The sequence below is a fragment of the Providencia sp. PROV141 genome (genome assembly GCF_028481645.1).
Classification (GTDB): Bacteria; Pseudomonadota; Gammaproteobacteria; order Enterobacterales; family Enterobacteriaceae; genus Providencia; species Providencia rettgeri.
Window position 1 is genome coordinate 198,551 of the sequence record NZ_JAMPPR010000022.1, and the last position, 16,091, is coordinate 214,641.

Consider the following 16,091-nt stretch of genomic DNA (forward strand, 5'->3'; position numbering starts at 1 on the left):
GTTTTCCGCTTTAATGCTGCGCTAATTCAATGTACTGCATCACCAGCCCTTTAGAGATTAGCGCCCAACCATCAATAGCAACAAATAGGATTAATTTAACTGGAATCGAAATTGTTACTGGGCTCATCATCATCATCCCAAGTGCCAATAAAATGCTGGAAATAACCAAATCGACGACCACAAAAGGCAAGTAAATATAAAAACCAATTTCAAAAGCCGATTTAATTTCGCTTAATGCATAAGCTGGTAATAAAGAAAATAATGTTGCTTCAGCTTCATCGGCACTGACTTCTGCTTCACTTCGACCCTGTTGTATTGATTCAAAAAAAGTGACTAACTCAGGGTCTGAATATTTTTTTAAGTAAGACTTATAGCCACCTAACCCGTTATCAACAAAGTGTTCAATTGACTCTGCATTACTAAAATCAACACTTTCTTGACGCATATGATTATTCACATCCTGTAATACTGGCATCATAACGAAAATAGAAAGTAGCAACGCTATACCATTTAATACCATGGTAGAAGGAACTTGTTGAACCCCCATCGCATTACGTACCATAATTAATACAATCGAGATTTTTAAATAACAAGTGCCTGCAGCAATAATAAATGGCAATAATGTTGAAAAGGCGATAATGACTAATAATGGAATTCCTTCTGGTATTGTTGGCATATTAAACTCTTTTATCACCTAAACTCACAATATGTGTGATTTCTAACCCTAGCTCATCACTATTGCCAATATAAATAAGTTCCCCTTCTGCTATAAGTTGTTTGTTGGCATAAACTTTAACTTCACGTTCTTTATTTTCACCAATAGAATAAATATAACCAGGCTCCATCTTTGAAAGCTCATCAACAGTAATATCGGTATGGCCTAAAACAAAGGTTAATTTAATATTCATATCTTTTACATTAAAGGGACGTACCGCTTCTTGCACTTCATTTTCTTCAGGAAGTACACATTCACTTTCATCTTCTGGCGCCACTAATTCTTCAATCATAAATAGTCCTTCTTCTTGCTTTTGATATCGTGCTAATGTCTGTCCTGTAACAGACATATTTAACTGTAATTGTTGGATACTCAGCACATCTCGTAATTCTATGGTTTGCAAAAGTTTGGCGCTAATATAGCTATATCCCAATATCCAATCAGCTTGCAATTTTAAATGGCCAACTATCTGACTCGTTTGTTGTTTTTTTTCTAAGCCTTCAATTGGCTCTGCTAATAATACTTCCCCAAGGTTAGTCTCCTTAACGATTAACCAAGGCTGGTAGTTAATACGCATATCATCAACTATCTCGACAGATTCACAACGGAAATCCTGGGAGAAAAATGTAATTCCGATATATTCAGAGGCAAATAATTCGCATAACTGATTGGTTGATAATAAATTCCATGCATAATGAACGAGTTTAGGCCAACGATAATGACACCAACTTTCAACTGCAACTAATGCGTTTATTTTCTGTGTTTCACTCACTAGTGATAATTGGAAATAACGAATACTGCGGCTAGATTGCTTTATTTGTGTATTAATTGAGTAACACTGCTGCCAAATTTTAAGTTGCTTTTCTTGAGAACTGATCCGTCGAATCTTCAACATAATTAATCTTCTTCTTGCTGTTGGTCATGCTGCTGTCGGTTTCGCTGCTGCTGGCGTTCATCTTCACGTCGGATCTGCACGCTGCTTTCATGGTTCAATAAATGTTTATTTTCATTCAATGCCAACTGGACGTCTCGGCTCGCTGTCGAAGCAATGAACTCCCCTTTAGATGCCAATTCAAATGTCACTGATGGGCTACTTTGCCACTGATTAAAGGTATAAATGAGACTGCGCCCCGTTGATTTTGGCTGTTTGCCTTCACTTAAAAATGGATTATTTTCCATGAGTTCCGGCATTTTATGAACTTCTTGCTTCTGTTGTGCAGCCTGTAGTGGTGCAGATGGCCGCATCGCTTCATTTAATGTTGTCGCTATGATATTGCTAGAAGAATCTATTTCTTCTACAGATAAAATTTGTGAAGATGTCGCCGGCTCTTGCGCTTCATTAGCAAAATAATGTGTAGGATTTTCAGATAATGAAATCTGTTTATTATTATCTAACGCGTTGGTTCCCTGTGATACAGCGGGCAGCATAAAGGGTTCATTTTCTGCAAAAACGAGCTCAAGCTGAGTGTCAACATGATGAGCGTTATTATCTTTAATACCTTGCTTAATACCCTGTTGATCATCCACCTGATGGGATACTAACTGCTGCCCCAGAAGGGAAGAATTATTTTTTAATGCCCCATCTTTCAATCGGTTATTTGTTCGTGAGGACATATTTAATGAAGTGGTATCAGATGAACTAATTGGTCGATGATGAATTGGCTTTAATAGCTCTTGACCAATTTCCTGTGGATTTACGGGTTTAATTACGGTTTTTGCTGCATGTTCCATATGTGGTTGTTCAGTTTTTATCTGTGGTTTTAACTGTTTTAATGTCGGCCTTAAAGTATTCTTAGACGCTAACTCCGCCAACGAACTTTCTACATTGAGCTGAGTCGTCCCACTTAATTGAAATTTATTTTTTTCGTATTGAACTGAATTATCGCTAACTTTTCCCTTTGCTCGCGGCGGGATATTCTGTAATGGAAAACCAACCATCATCGTGTTAAACAACGGAGTTTCATCTTCATCAGCAATATTTTGTTCAACTGAAATAATCGACGTCGCTGGCAGATTATTGTCAACGGTAGGTGTGCTAGTAATGTGATTAATATCATTATCTACCGCGAGATTATGAGGAATTTTAATCTGGTCCTCAATCCATAGTTCTCCCTGTAAGCTAATATTTTTATTATTACCTACGACTAATTCATCCATTTTTTCGGCTTGGCGTGTAGTCGTCAAATGAGCCACTGAATCAATGTTAAAATTTATATTCGCCACTAAATTATGGGGAATCTCAACCTGAGAGGTAATAAGAGAGCTATCCTGTAAGCTAATATTTTCATTATTATCTACAATTAATTCACCTACATTTTGGGATTTCCCCGAAGCCATCAAATGAGACAATGAGTTAATATCTAAGCTATTATCTTCCGTTAATACATCATGAAGTATTAACGGCTCAGCTTCTGTAATATTTAATTCTTTATTTTGGCCTGCCGTTAGGATGCCTTCACCAATATATACGTTTTCTTTCCAAGTAATAAGTCCCTTAGCTAAGTCGCTCAATTGCGATACTTGCTGCATAGAAGAAAGGGCTACCGGTAGCAAAATAGATATATCCTTTTGCTGATTTTGATCTTTATGACTGAACAACTTCACCATATTTTTGTCACTCACTGCTTTCGCCATTTTTTTTGTTATATTTTGATGACCAAATTCAGTGGAACTATATATTGATGGTATTGCTTCTCCCTCGATAACTACATGAGGTCCTTTGTCATTTGAGCTCGCTTTTATTACTGACATGTACGAATAACTCCTCAATTTCATTTTGTTGCTGAAGTTCTGATTTTAACCTTCTTGCTATACGTTGCTGCTTGAGATAATTTCGGAATTTCTCGCACTTATTACGTAAAATGAATGCACGTTTAGCAATTTCAGACTGCAGTATTTTATTTTTTGATATTTCAACTGTTATGGTTTCTATTTGAAATTCAAATTGGGCAATTTCGGCTAGAACCGCAGCCTTCAATCGCTGTCTTTCCCAAAAAGCAGTTCGGCTTAATTCTTCTGATTTTTCATAAGATGCAGTCTGTGTCGCCAGAACTAAAATACGCTGGCGAATATCCATACATTGTTGTTGCTGTTGCTTTATTATTGAATTTAATTGCGATTGTTCTTGTAATGTCCGGTCAAAACGTCGCTCAGTTAAAACCAATAAATTAGAAATCATTAAGATGCCAATTCATTGAGAATATTTAACATGTTGTCGAAATTCATCGGCTCATCCATGGCTTGTTTTAAGAAACCTTCAATTTGCTCTTTTTTATCTAAAGCTCGATCATTTTCATGACTTTCACCACGTTGATATTCACCTAGTTCAAGGTAAAGCTGAATCTGTTCAAGCCTTGAGATCATATCGCGCAAATCAATTGCACACCGGCGATGCTCTGGCGTTGTTACTTTTTGGAATACACGGCTAATACTGTGTAAGATATCAATCGCAGGATAATGCCCACGCCCTGCTAATTTGTGGCTCAAATAAATATGGCCATCCAGAATTGAGCGAATTTCATCACCAATCGGGTCCGCTTCCTCTTCGCTTTCTAATAATACCGTGTAAAAAGCCGTAATCGAGCCATGTTTTAGTTGTCCTGGACGCTCCAACAACATAGGAAGCTGTTCAAAAACAGAGGCAGGGTAGCCACGCCTTGCCGGTAGCTCTCCAGTTGCCAAAGCCACGTCTCGCAAAGCTCGCGCATATCGAGTCATTGAATCAACATACAACAGCACATTACGCCCACAGTCACGAAAATATTCAGCAATCGTAGTGGCAAGTAACGCTGCGTTACATCGCTCAATTGGTGGGCTATCTGAAGTCGCATAAATTAAAATAGTCTGTGCTGCATGAGGTGACTCTTTTAATTCTTCAATAAATTCAATAACCTCTCGACCTCGCTCACCAATTAAAGCAACGACATGAATATCCGCATGAGCATGGTTGATAATCATGTTCATTAATGAGGTTTTACCGCTACCTGCGGCAGCGAAAATACCAATACGCTGACCTAAGCCACATGTCAGTAAACTATCAATGGCACGTACCCCTGTTACCATCGGCTCAGCAACAGGCCGTCTTTGCGTAACACTCACCGGAGGGCTATCAATACGCAATAATTTCGTATTGAGCAACATTGGCTCAGCAAGGTCTTCGCACAACGCACCAACTTGTTCTCCTGCAGCATTAAAAATTTTACCCGCCAAATGTTCACCCACTTCAAAAACAAACGGGTAACCGCTCGGTCGAATAACCACTTCTCGCGTTAAACCTTGTGCGCGGCCTATTAAACTCAGTACCGTGAGCCCCTCTTTAAAACCAACAACCTGCGCTTTCGCAATAATATCGGGCTGCGTAAGAGAACGTTCGATAAAACAAATTTCACCAATAAAAACACCGTGTAAAGGCGCTTCAATTAGGCATCCATGAATGCGCGCAGGATGCGCGCAGAGATCAAATAACTTCATAATCGATTAAGAAATTAGGCTGTTAAGTTCATTTGCACGCTCAAAGAATTCTTCCAAACTATCTGAAAACAATTTAATATTATTTAAAGCTGATACTTTTAAAACAGCAGAAAGAACATAAGCATCATCCACAATATTCAATGCCGGTTGGCCTGGATAAAAATTATTTGGCGGATATTCTAATAATGATTTTAATACGGAGGCACTAACCGCATCTAAATGGCTATAGTTACAATTATCTAAACTACACCAAATGATAATATCGTCTGTAGATAGGTCAATATTAATTTCAGCAAAACCATGCATTTCAAACTGAATATTAGAATGACAATCTAACTGTGAGTTAACCAGATCGCTGCGTCCCATGGTGTTTAAATACTCATTAAGCATTTCTACAAATCTATACTTCATTAGGTAATCCTTATATTTTGAATATATTTTAATTATTCAACATATTTAATTATATTGAATTCAGTTGCTTTATTTGTTAATAAAGCCGATTTTTTGATTATATGGTTTTAACCACATTGACCTTGACCATTTCAGAAACTTCATTAAAAGAAAGTACTTCTAACTCAGGGAAACGGCCTTCTAAGATTTTTTTGACAAAACGACGGATATCAACAGGCACTAAAATGTTCACATCCCTAACTGATAAAAAACTATTTTCTAAAGCAAGTTCTGCTGCCTGTATCAACTCATTGGTTTTTTCGGGTTCAAGATGCAAATACACTCCACCAGAAGCCTGCCTAATCCCTTGACGTATCGTATCTTCTAACTCTGAGTTAATCATGAGGACATTCAAGCGCCCATCGACAGAAAAACGAGATGAAATATAGCGAGCCATTGAACTTCTTACGTGCTCGACTAACATTAAACTGTCTTTTTCTTTTGGTACCCACTGCACTAAAGTTTCAATAATCAATTTCATATTACGAACTGATATTTTTTCCATTAATAAGCGTTGAAAAACTTCGGTGACTTTTTGTACCGTGGCATGGCGATAACATTCTTTTAGTAATTCTGGGTACTTTCTTTCAAGGTCATCAAGTAAATTTTTCGTTTCTTGAATACCAAAAAATTCATTAATAAATCTCAGCAACAAAGTACTGACACAATCAATGGCTTCTGTCACATCGTCTCGAGCCATTAAACCCAGCTGTTCAATGTTAGGTAAATCCTTTTGTTCAAACCACGTGCTCACTGAACCATATTCATCCGTAAATTTAGTCAATGACATACCAAGGTATTCAGGTTCATCATTGATAGTCAGTAAACGATACCCATGGAAATAGATATCATATTCTCCAGCCTTAATCTCATTAATTAATACCACTATTTTATTGTCAGGAACAATCGGTGAATAATTTATCGCAACATCTGGAACTCTATATCCATAACGAATAAAAATATCTTTTTTCATTCTGGATAAAAATTTATTATCCTCTAAATGTTTTTTATATTTTTGATTAACAGAAATAATAATCGGTAATGTTTCTGGAATATATTCATCTTCAATAGCTCTATTTTCTCTTTGAGTTTCACCTTCTGTCACATCTGGATTAATGATTTCAGCTTCACCCTTAACTGGTTTTTGCTTATTTTTTTGCTTTTTAAAATACCTGAAAGCAAATAACCCAATAAGAAGCCCTGATAGTAGTAAAAATATAATGGTTGGAAAACCAGGCAAAAAACCCATAGAAAGCACAATAAATGCTGTAATTAAAATCGTGAAGTCATTCGCAAATAACTCTGAAACAATATTTTCACCTAGGTTCTTATCGTTACCGCCTACTCGAGTCACAATAAAACCAGCACTGATAGAAATGAGTAATGCAGGAATTTGAGCGACTAAACCATCACCAATAGTTAATAGGGAAAACGTATTTAGTGCAGTTGAAACATCCATGCCTTGCTGAGCTGTACCAACAGATATGCCACCAATTAAGTTAACAAAAATGATGATAATACCCGCAATCGCATCCCCTTTAATGAATTTCATCGCACCATCGAAAGAACCAAATAACTGGCTCTCTTTTTCAAGATCGCCTCGCTTCTCTTTAACTGTCGCCTCATCAATCACACCAGCGCGTAAATCCGCATCAATACTCATTTGTTTACCAGGCATCGCATCAAGGGAAAAACGAGCTGCGACTTCAGCAATACGTTCAGAACCTTTCGTAATAACAATGAACTGTACAATGGTGACAATCGCAAATACCACCATACCAACGACTAAGTTATCCTGAATAACAAATTCACCGAACGTGGCGATAATATCCCCTGCATCTGCTTCTAATAGAATTAAACGACTGGTACTAATTGATAGAGCCAATCTAAACAATGTACTAATTAATAAAATAGAGGGAAATGATTGAAAATTTAATACCCGAGTTATATAAAAAGAGCTCATAAAAATAAGCACGGATATCATAATATTTAAGCCAATTAATAAATCGACTAATATAGTTGGCAATGGAATGATCAACATCGCAATAACCATTACCATGATAACTAATACCATCAATTCTGGACGATTACGGATTTGTAATAAAAATCCGGTTATACTTTTCATGGGATAATTTTCCTATCACACTATGGCTGTCGGTGTAGTATTTGCTCTTGCACCATAATTTGGTCCATGAGTTCTTTTAATTGTTCAATAAGTTCGTCTCGTGCTTCCATTGACTGAAAGACATTGATCGGAATAACTGCGAAAGCTAGTAATAACAGTTGTAAAAACCTGCCACACATATCCGAAGTCATCACTTTCAGTTTTTCAGAAATAAAAGCCATAATCGCTATTTCAAAACCAACTTGGCTACGAATACCATGGGTAAATAATTGACTAAGCTCTTTTTCAATTTTTGATTTGTTTGATTTTTCATTGAGCCGAAAAAAACCAGATTGAAAGAATTGCTGGCAGAATACATAATCTAAAGATTGCAGTTCTCGTAACCGACCAACACGATTAAAAAAACTTCCAAACTCACTAATATTTAAGTCGCCTAATGGTAACGCTTGCAAATCACAAGCTAGTGCTCGTCCAAGATAACGCATCATATTCTCACGCTCTTGAATTTCCATTTCTTCGACCCATTGTTCATATAAGTAAATAACAGGCCCGTCATAGCTGATAAATTCACGGTACAGCGAGCGCAAATTCCCAGCACTGGAATGTAATTTTTCAGCGAAAGCTTTTGCGATTAATGCAACATTAACCCCTGCTTGTGCATGACGCTTGGTATCTTCCGCTTGTAATAATTGTTCTAAAGCTTCAAGACTTTCAATTTGTTCTTTTTTTAATTTTTTACGATTAATTAATGCAGCAAGTACCATTAGTAAATCACTGGGATCAGTAAAAAACTGCAATAAAAATGCCCGTAATTGTTTTGGTGTCATCAGTTGCTTATTAAGCAAGCCTTCGATATGCAATACTTTGTCATCTGCATCTTTATCCAAAATGCGTTCGGCAAACTGCATCCATTCTTCTTCGCTGCCCTTCTTAGAACTTCCTCGGCGTACATGGCTTGCCGCTAACATCGACATCGATGCATATTCACTAGAGCTATCAATGACACCAGCACCACGTGCTACTTCATCGGAATCATCACTACTGCTACTCACAGGTGCACGACTTTTGTTTTGAGTATTAACTGAAAAACGGTTATTAAAACTCAGTGGTGTTATTGCCATGACTCACTCATGTATTGTTGAAGAAATTGGACCGTACCGTGCAACTGGCTATCATGGGTGGTGATCCGCGTCATTTCAGAAAATTGTCGCCCATCCCATCCTTCATTTTCATCCAATAAACGCGGCTGGATTAAAAATAACCGAACCATCTTCTGTTGATTAGTCGATGAATGACTAAATAACCCTCCCACATAAGGAAGATCGCCTAAAAAAGGAATTTTGCTTTCATTTTCAACATACTGCTCACGTGTATAGCCACCGATAAGCAAACTACTGTCTTTTGCAATACGCGCAACTGTGTTAATACTGGTTCTGTTAACGGCAGGTAACCCTTCTACGCTGGATGTTTTACCCATGCTATCGCGATTTTCTGCACCATCTTCAATATTGACTTCCATTTCAACGTTATTACCGGCAGAAATACGCGGCATTACACTCACCATGGTTCCATAAGTCACCTGCTCAAGAGTTGCAATACGTTCGCCTTGTAACTTCGCATAAAAACTCGTGTTATTATCAAATAACGCAGGAATATTTTCTTGAGTTAACAGGACAGGGCGAGAAACAATATGTCCATTACCACTTTTATTTAACGCATCAATTTGCAGTAAAAATTGCTGGCTATTTGACAATGTGCTGCGATTAAACGAAACCGAACCCGTTCCAGTACTAAAAGTACCGACTTCCCAATTAACCCCTAAATTATCTAATTCAGAACGTGTAATATCGATTATCCAAAGTGATAATTCCACTTGGCGACGGCGCATATCTAAGGTATCAACTAACTGCCGAACATAACGAATTTGCTCTTGGCTACCTTTAACGATCAAGCTATTGCTATCAGGGTGTGCTACCAAAGAAAAAGCGCTGTTAGACGGTTTTTTTGTTACCATCATCGGCTTATTCCCTGAAGATGGTGAATCACTAATTGGTGCATCCATTAATTCGTCTATCGAATCTCCTGTTGGATTAATTGGTGTTGGTGGTGGTTGAATATGTAATATTTCATCTGGTGAAGCTCCCTGTTTAAACAAAGAATTAATGACTGTTAATAAACCAGGGATCGTAATGTTTTGGCCACGTAATGAATAACTTCTATCCGTTACTGATGCGTGTTTTAATGGAATAATAGCCACTTCGCCACTAGATAGCTCCTCTTTCCTAATCTGTTCTGCAAGATATAAAGATGCGGCTTTAATTAGTTCAATATACAGTGGCGGACCCGAAACAAATAATAACCGTTCACCTTCTTGTGAACGTACAGGAAACCGCGAATCATAAATTCCATTTCGTTGAATATAATTAAGCAGCTGGTTACTACTGACATTATTTGTTGGAATAATTGCGCTACGCATTTCACTATTATCGTAAATATAAATACTCGCACCATCGTCATACCACACTAATGCAATTCGCCGAGTTAATGCTTTAAACATTTCATCTGCATTAGCCAAATTAAAATTACCAGTTACTTTTTTTTGAGCGGCTAATTTGCTCAGAATAATCGGTTTATTTAAACGCTCTGCGACCGCATCAAAAACCTTACCCACCGCAATATTATTTGCGACAAAGGTATCGTGGTTTTTTGACTGTGTAACTGGTTCTGCCACAATAATTTCTGCTTGGGCCGAATAGAAATTCATACTCAGTAAAAACAGTGTTAAACCTAACACTCGATTTTTTTTACTGCTCATATAATGTTGCTCCAATATGCCTAATTTCTGATGGTGTTAGGCCTAACTCTTTTTTAATATCATTAGTAAAATGAGATGCTGAACAATAACCCGCTTCAAGCCCTACATCTAATATTGAATCATCACTTTCAATTAGCTGTAGAATTGCATTGGCCATCCGCACACTCATAATTTTCCGCTTTGCCGTTTTATTAAAATTTTCTCGATAAAGCTGTCTAAAATAAGAAGCTGATATACCATAACGTGCACATAACTGATTAATATTGACGTTTTTATTCTCTTGAGCTGAAGAGAGAATAAATCGCATCATTCCATAGGCTTCGTACCGCCTGAGTATTTCGCACCAGCTATCAAATACAGGATGATTTCTAATAATTAAATCAATCACTACATTTTTGATTGATACCATTAATGAAAAGTCTTCAATTAATTCGATATATTCATTATTGTTATTTTCATCGGCTTCCAGCTTTTTCTTTTGCGCAAGGAATGCTTGCCCCATTGCGGTATCAATAACTGCTAAAATTTCGACTAATTCTGATAAATCCATTGAGTATAACTTCCAATTTGACTTATCTAGCGCATTCCATTCATTTTCTTGGCAAATAAATATAGCCTGACGTTCTATCAAAATATTTAAATTTGAATATATAGATTTATAAATAAAAGGCGTTGTGACTCTTTTCGGTATAGCCAAGACCAATTTGTCTTGTAATGAAAAATCACAGCCTCTACTTTCTAATAATGTTGCAATATCTTTATTTGACATTATATATAGGCCTTATCCACGTAATGTTGTGTACACAGAGTGAGCGATAAGAAAAAAAGCCTCAAGGGAATACTCAGGAATCATTCATACTTTCTATTACAAGCTAAAGGTGTGAATGAATAAGATCAATTCAACTGACAATAAAAACATTTATTGATTTACTTGCCACCAATAACGAGAACCAGCCAATCCATAATAAAATGAATTTAATTCCATGAGATTATCTTTATGAGTGATACAAATAGCCGCACATGTATAGTAAAAATTGCTAGCGGCCCAATGAGCGGCCAAGAATTAATGGTTAATACAGATAGCAATCTGATTATCATTGATAACGGCTTAGATTATAAAACTGACATCAATGATGATGGTTTCACAACCTACTCCATTCCAAGCGATGGCACTGCCTGCGAATTTTCAATTATTACTGCAAGTCAACACTCTGAAAGTGGTCTAGCCATTCAACTAAATGATAATGGATTAAGTACCGAGATCCCTATTGTTTTTCAGCAGCTGCTTTTAGCGGATATTTTTCCTATTGTGATCAAAATGCAGGATACTGAGTGGCAACGCCCTCAAATACCTGAAACCTTACAGACTTCAGAGGTTGAAAATTCATTATCTATCGTTAAAGCTAAAGTAAAAAAACCAGCTAAACAAAAATCAAGCCTTTTTAATAAACAAACTATGTTGGTCTTTTTCTTGACTTTATTTTCAATATTTATTGTTTACACTATATTCCAATATATTCCAGCACAAAGCACCGAGAAAAAAGTAAAAGCATTAGAGCAAATACTTCAAGGTAGTCAATATCCCGTTATCGTAACCCAAGGTATTAGTAATGAAAGCCTTATCCTAGTAAAAACACAGCGTGACTCTGATTGGAGTATGCAGCGCCTAGTTAAAGCTAAATACAATGAAAAATTCTCAATTAAAATAGTAAATAAGCTTGAACAAGAAATTGAAAATAAACTTATTGAAATAGTACCAGACACATTAAAGGTAGAGCTTACCAATCCATGCAAACCAATAATCGTGACTATAGATAACAACAATTTAATTAATGAAGAAAAAAATATTGATAAGTTACTTTCTAGCTATTTTAGTTGCTATATAAAAAGTGAAATAAAAAAGATCAGCTTTGGTGAATTATTACAAAAAGCAGAGTTGGGATTAACAGAAAGTAATGTTAAATGGCGTAAAATAACTAAAGATAAGAAAGTTATCTTTATCATAAAAGACAGTTTAAATGACAATCAAACTGCTTCTTTAATTAACTTCACAAATTCATTTTATAATCAATGGGGAGATAATCATATTCAATTCTCAATCTCCCTTGCCAATAATGAGCTTGTAGGTAAATCATTTGTCACCAATGCTAACGGCTATATTTTATTAGGCAATAACCATTGGTTTTTTAATTCAATCAGTTTTTAATTAACAACCCGTTAATTAATATTGTTTTTCAAATAAAGAGGAAACAAAAAATGGCAGTAATTCCAGGTTTAGATGTCGATGGAAAATGGATTGCATCCGATCTAGAAAATTTAGGTACTAGCAAAAATAATATGGGTATGATCTATCGTACATCGGCCAGTATTAGCGATAAAGCAAAACAATTCGGCGATGAGTTAAATACAATTCTTGCTGATAAAACATTAGAAGTCGATAACCCACTAGTGCTGGCGAAAATCACCGCCATGAGTGGTAATTATAATATGGCACGCCAATTACAGAGTAACTTTATGAAATCCATTAAAGATACTGACCAAGCTCTTATTCGTAACGTTTAATATTCAATAGAGCATCATTCACGATGATGCTCTACCTTCACTTAGGAAATACATTATGTCGCCTATTACTTCAAATTTATCGATGATAAATTCCACAGAGATAGCCTCAGAGATACCGTCATCAATCCCCATTGCCGATAAAGTTAAAGAGCTTTTTGCAGAATACAGCGCATCAACGAGCCAAGAAAGAACTGCATTAATGAATAGTGTCAATAGCATTGACCCAAGTAACCCAGTTCAATTACTACAATTTCAAAATCGTGTCGGTAAATACAGCCTTGCTATGAATATGATTAGCACACTAACACATAAAAGTGTTTCTGCGATTGATACCGTTTTAAAAGCTCAATAAACCATGAATATTTTAAAAAAATTTATCTTAATTAGTTTTGTTGGTTTATTAATGGGGTGTGATAACCAATTATTACTCAGTCATTTAAGCCAAAGACAAAGTAACGAGGTATTAGCCATACTCCAAGAGCATGGTGTTGAGGCTACGCGTAAACAAGATAATAAAAACGGAGATTCCATTCGTGTTCAACCAAGTGACTTTGTTATTGCGGTAGATTTACTACGCCAATATAACCTGCCCTCAAAAGAACCCGTGGAAATTATCCAAGCATTTCCTGGTGACTCTTTAGTGGCCTCACCACAGGCAGAACGTACCCGCTTGCTTTCTTTAATTGAACAGCGCCTTGAGCAATCGCTACTTACCATCCCTGATATTATTAACGCACGTGTGCATGTTAGTTATCCATTAAATGGCAATAATCCGACTAAGCAAATGCAAAATGTTTCCAGCTTGGTGACCTATTCTGGGAGTGAAGACCCCCAAATGATGATGCATAAGATTAAACTGTTTCTAACGAACAGTTTTGCTGAAGCAAATTACGATAATGTCTCAGTCGTGGTCGTCAATCGCCCGCCGTTGCAATATCAAGTTAAGCCTGAGCCTGAACATACATTTAACCCAGTCATAATCAGCTCAATTATTGCTGCGATGGTCATTCTTTTGGCTATTTTATTATTGCTGTGGCGACAGCTAAGTAACACTAAATCAGTTACTAATTTGGCGGAGAAACCTGTTGATGGCTACGCTGAATAATCTACTTATTGCACAAGAAAATATTTTTCTCGCTCCAGGCAGCTATTTCCATAGTGATTTTAATGGGGTTGGATATAACGACTTTCCTCCTATACTGCAACGTAAACATAACCAGCAATTGATTCAGCAATACTCATTGCCTTTACCTAACGAGAAAACGCCCTTGTTACCCAAAATATTATCTGAACATTGGGCTTTATTACCGGAGGTAGCGTTAGGTTTAGGGGTTTTGTTACACGCTGAACCGCTTCCTTGGTGGGTTGAACTTTCCAAATATCGTGTCTTACATACACGCTTGAGCCGCCCACTTTGGCAATCAGAAAATCAACCTACAACTTCACCACAGGTATTAACTGCCCTTGGGGCACAACAATTATTGATGTGTTTAGCCCCCTTTGGCACCGCTTATACCCTTCGAGCTAAATATATGTTTAGCCTTGAAACTCAGCAACTTATACCCTCATCAGTAAAAACGATGCTACCTTGGAATACTATTGAAGAGACATGCCGTTATGTCAGAGAAAACACTCCTGAATGTTAAACAGACAATGTCTGAGAAAGTTTTGATCAAATATCACGCATTAAGCGCGGATAGATACCACAAAAACGTCACTCAACAAGCTCAAAAAAAAGCGAGTACGTATTATCAACATGCGAAGCAACAGCAAGAAAATATTTACCAAACAGCTTATCAGCAAGGTTATAACGACGGTATTAAACAACTATTAACTGACTTTATTCACGTACTAGAAACTAGTGAAATTCAGTACCAAGAAAATATCAGTCACAGCAAAGAACAGCTGATGAAAATATTGAATGACATTTTTGGTAATAATGAGCTACAAGAAATGGTTGCTGCTTATTTTGAAAAGCAATATGCAAAAGTGGCAAATACCACATTACATCTACCAACGAGAATGCAAGCTCGTATTGCCCAAAGCGGTTCTGATATGAAACTGTCAACTGCTGCTGATAATACAATCGCCTTAGAGGTTGATAATAAAATTACCTATTTTTCCCCTATTACCGCCTCTAAAAATATTTTTCCTCATGTATTTTCTGTTCCAACACAATGCCAAATTTTAAAAATGCATAAAAAGGTCTATCAAAACTTAATAACTACAATAAATTCAATATCGGAAGAGCATAAAGATGCTGACTAATCTACAAACTAAGGCTATCAATCTTCAACACAGCGGATCTCAAATCCCCCCTGAAAATATTCAAAATAAAATGACTTCATTATGGCAGGAAAAAAATATGGATAGTAAAAAAATAGAGTTATCCCCTAAAGAAAAAAATAAAATTAGCAAGTTTATTGATGAACTTAAATCAAAAGAAGATAAAAAAATATTTTTTTCTCACGTATTTAAGACGATGATTACATTGGGAAGAGATGAAAAACAAAACTTTATTTCCGGTGTTAGTCAAATATTACAATCATCAAGTGACCCTGAGTTAGTTTCATTAAATAAAAAATTTAATCGCTCACTCAGCCATTATATGGCTATCAGTTTGATGAGCGCTCCTCTTAGCAACCAACTTCGTCATAATATGACTAATATTAGCTTGGAAGGTAACGATGGGGAGGAAGACGAGCTAATAATCTAATATTTATTCTCATCATTTCTTTTACCATATATTTTTCATTCTCCGACTAATATTTATAGGCTTAGTATGTTTTTTTAATATTCTAAGCCTATTTTTTTGACAAAAATCAACAAATATAAAAAATACAAATAAAAATTGATATATGCCGCCGGTAAATATTGTTTAAATTCATCTCATCGAAAAACATGAGTTCAATATCAAAAAACGATTTTATTTTTATATATTTTATCTGAGTTCG

Annotated in this window: 17 protein-coding genes; 7 read left to right on the forward strand and 10 right to left on the reverse strand. The window is 36.3% G+C overall.

Annotated elements, in window-relative coordinates:
* Nucleotides 1-10: 10 nt before the first annotated feature.
* From PSF09_RS15685 to PSF09_RS15730, 10 genes are all read right to left on the reverse strand, one after another.
* Nucleotides 11-667 carry an EscR/YscR/HrcR family type III secretion system export apparatus protein gene (locus PSF09_RS15685; protein WP_272666205.1) on the reverse strand — a complete coding sequence of 219 codons (657 nt, stop codon included), beginning with the start codon at nucleotides 665-667 and terminating at the stop codon, nucleotides 11-13.
* Between the two features lie 10 nt (nucleotides 668-677).
* Nucleotides 678-1,610 (reverse strand): FliM/FliN family flagellar motor switch protein, encoded by a 933-nt coding sequence (locus tag PSF09_RS15690; protein ID WP_272666178.1) that lies wholly within the window; start codon nucleotides 1,608-1,610, stop codon nucleotides 678-680.
* 2 nt (nucleotides 1,611-1,612) lie between these two features.
* Nucleotides 1,613-3,466, reverse strand: coding sequence for a SpaN/EivJ family type III secretion system needle length determinant (locus PSF09_RS15695; protein ID WP_272684128.1), 1,854 nt, complete (start codon nucleotides 3,464-3,466; stop codon nucleotides 1,613-1,615).
* On the reverse strand, nucleotides 3,438-3,893 hold the full coding sequence (locus tag PSF09_RS15700; RefSeq protein ID WP_272666181.1) for a hypothetical protein: 456 nt from the start codon (nucleotides 3,891-3,893) through the stop codon (nucleotides 3,438-3,440). The genes PSF09_RS15695 and PSF09_RS15700 overlap by 29 nt, the downstream gene beginning before the upstream one ends.
* Nucleotides 3,893-5,185, reverse strand: a complete 1,293-nt coding sequence (sctN, locus tag PSF09_RS15705; protein WP_272666182.1) for a type III secretion system ATPase SctN — start codon at nucleotides 5,183-5,185, stop codon at nucleotides 3,893-3,895. Before sctN ends, PSF09_RS15700 begins: the two co-directional genes overlap by 1 nt.
* A gap of 6 nt (nucleotides 5,186-5,191) precedes the next feature.
* Nucleotides 5,192-5,596, reverse strand: coding sequence for a type III secretion system protein (locus PSF09_RS15710; RefSeq protein ID WP_272666183.1), 405 nt, complete (start codon nucleotides 5,594-5,596; stop codon nucleotides 5,192-5,194).
* A 97-nt stretch (nucleotides 5,597-5,693) separates the two neighbouring features.
* Entirely contained in the window at nucleotides 5,694-7,760 is a 2,067-nt protein-coding gene (locus PSF09_RS15715; protein WP_272684129.1) for an EscV/YscV/HrcV family type III secretion system export apparatus protein, read from the reverse strand.
* Nucleotides 7,761-7,780: 20 nt separating this feature from the next.
* Nucleotides 7,781-8,881, reverse strand: a complete 1,101-nt coding sequence (sctW, locus tag PSF09_RS15720; RefSeq protein ID WP_272666185.1) for a type III secretion system gatekeeper subunit SctW — start codon at nucleotides 8,879-8,881, stop codon at nucleotides 7,781-7,783.
* Nucleotides 8,872-10,575, reverse strand: a complete 1,704-nt coding sequence (sctC, locus tag PSF09_RS15725; RefSeq protein ID WP_272684130.1) for a type III secretion system outer membrane ring subunit SctC — start codon at nucleotides 10,573-10,575, stop codon at nucleotides 8,872-8,874. The genes sctW and sctC overlap by 10 nt, the downstream gene beginning before the upstream one ends.
* Complete coding sequence (locus PSF09_RS15730) at nucleotides 10,565-11,344, reverse strand: helix-turn-helix domain-containing protein (RefSeq protein ID WP_272666187.1); 780 nt, start codon at nucleotides 11,342-11,344, stop codon at nucleotides 10,565-10,567. The genes sctC and PSF09_RS15730 overlap by 11 nt, the downstream gene beginning before the upstream one ends.
* Nucleotides 11,345-11,572: 228 nt before the next feature.
* Here PSF09_RS15730 and PSF09_RS15735 point away from each other — a divergent pair, with 228 nt between their 5' ends.
* From PSF09_RS15735 to PSF09_RS15765, 7 genes are read left to right on the forward strand one after another with little or no spacing between them, the layout of a single operon-like run.
* Entirely contained in the window at nucleotides 11,573-12,781 is a 1,209-nt protein-coding gene (locus PSF09_RS15735) for a PrgH/EprH family type III secretion apparatus protein (protein WP_272684131.1), read from the forward strand.
* Between the two features lie 50 nt (nucleotides 12,782-12,831).
* A complete protein-coding gene (locus tag PSF09_RS15740; protein ID WP_272684132.1) occupies nucleotides 12,832-13,137 on the forward strand; it encodes an EscF/YscF/HrpA family type III secretion system needle major subunit in 306 nt (101 codons plus the stop codon).
* A 55-nt stretch (nucleotides 13,138-13,192) separates the two neighbouring features.
* Complete coding sequence (sctI, locus tag PSF09_RS15745) at nucleotides 13,193-13,489, forward strand: type III secretion system inner rod subunit SctI (RefSeq protein WP_272666191.1); 297 nt, start codon at nucleotides 13,193-13,195, stop codon at nucleotides 13,487-13,489.
* Nucleotides 13,490-13,492: 3 nt separating this feature from the next.
* Nucleotides 13,493-14,242 (forward strand): type III secretion system inner membrane ring lipoprotein SctJ, encoded by a 750-nt coding sequence (gene sctJ / locus PSF09_RS15750; protein WP_272666192.1) that lies wholly within the window; start codon nucleotides 13,493-13,495, stop codon nucleotides 14,240-14,242.
* Nucleotides 14,226-14,783 (forward strand): hypothetical protein, encoded by a 558-nt coding sequence (locus tag PSF09_RS15755; RefSeq protein WP_272666193.1) that lies wholly within the window; start codon nucleotides 14,226-14,228, stop codon nucleotides 14,781-14,783. Before sctJ ends, PSF09_RS15755 begins: the two co-directional genes overlap by 17 nt.
* The gene (locus PSF09_RS15760; protein ID WP_272684133.1) at nucleotides 14,755-15,405 is read left to right on the forward strand and encodes a hypothetical protein; all 651 of its coding nucleotides are present in this window, start codon (nucleotides 14,755-14,757) and stop codon (nucleotides 15,403-15,405) included. Before PSF09_RS15755 ends, PSF09_RS15760 begins: the two co-directional genes overlap by 29 nt.
* Nucleotides 15,395-15,853: a hypothetical protein gene (locus tag PSF09_RS15765; RefSeq protein ID WP_272666195.1), complete on the forward strand. Its 459-nt coding sequence runs from the start codon at nucleotides 15,395-15,397 to the stop codon at nucleotides 15,851-15,853. Before PSF09_RS15760 ends, PSF09_RS15765 begins: the two co-directional genes overlap by 11 nt.
* The last annotated feature ends 238 nt before the right edge of the window (nucleotides 15,854-16,091 follow it).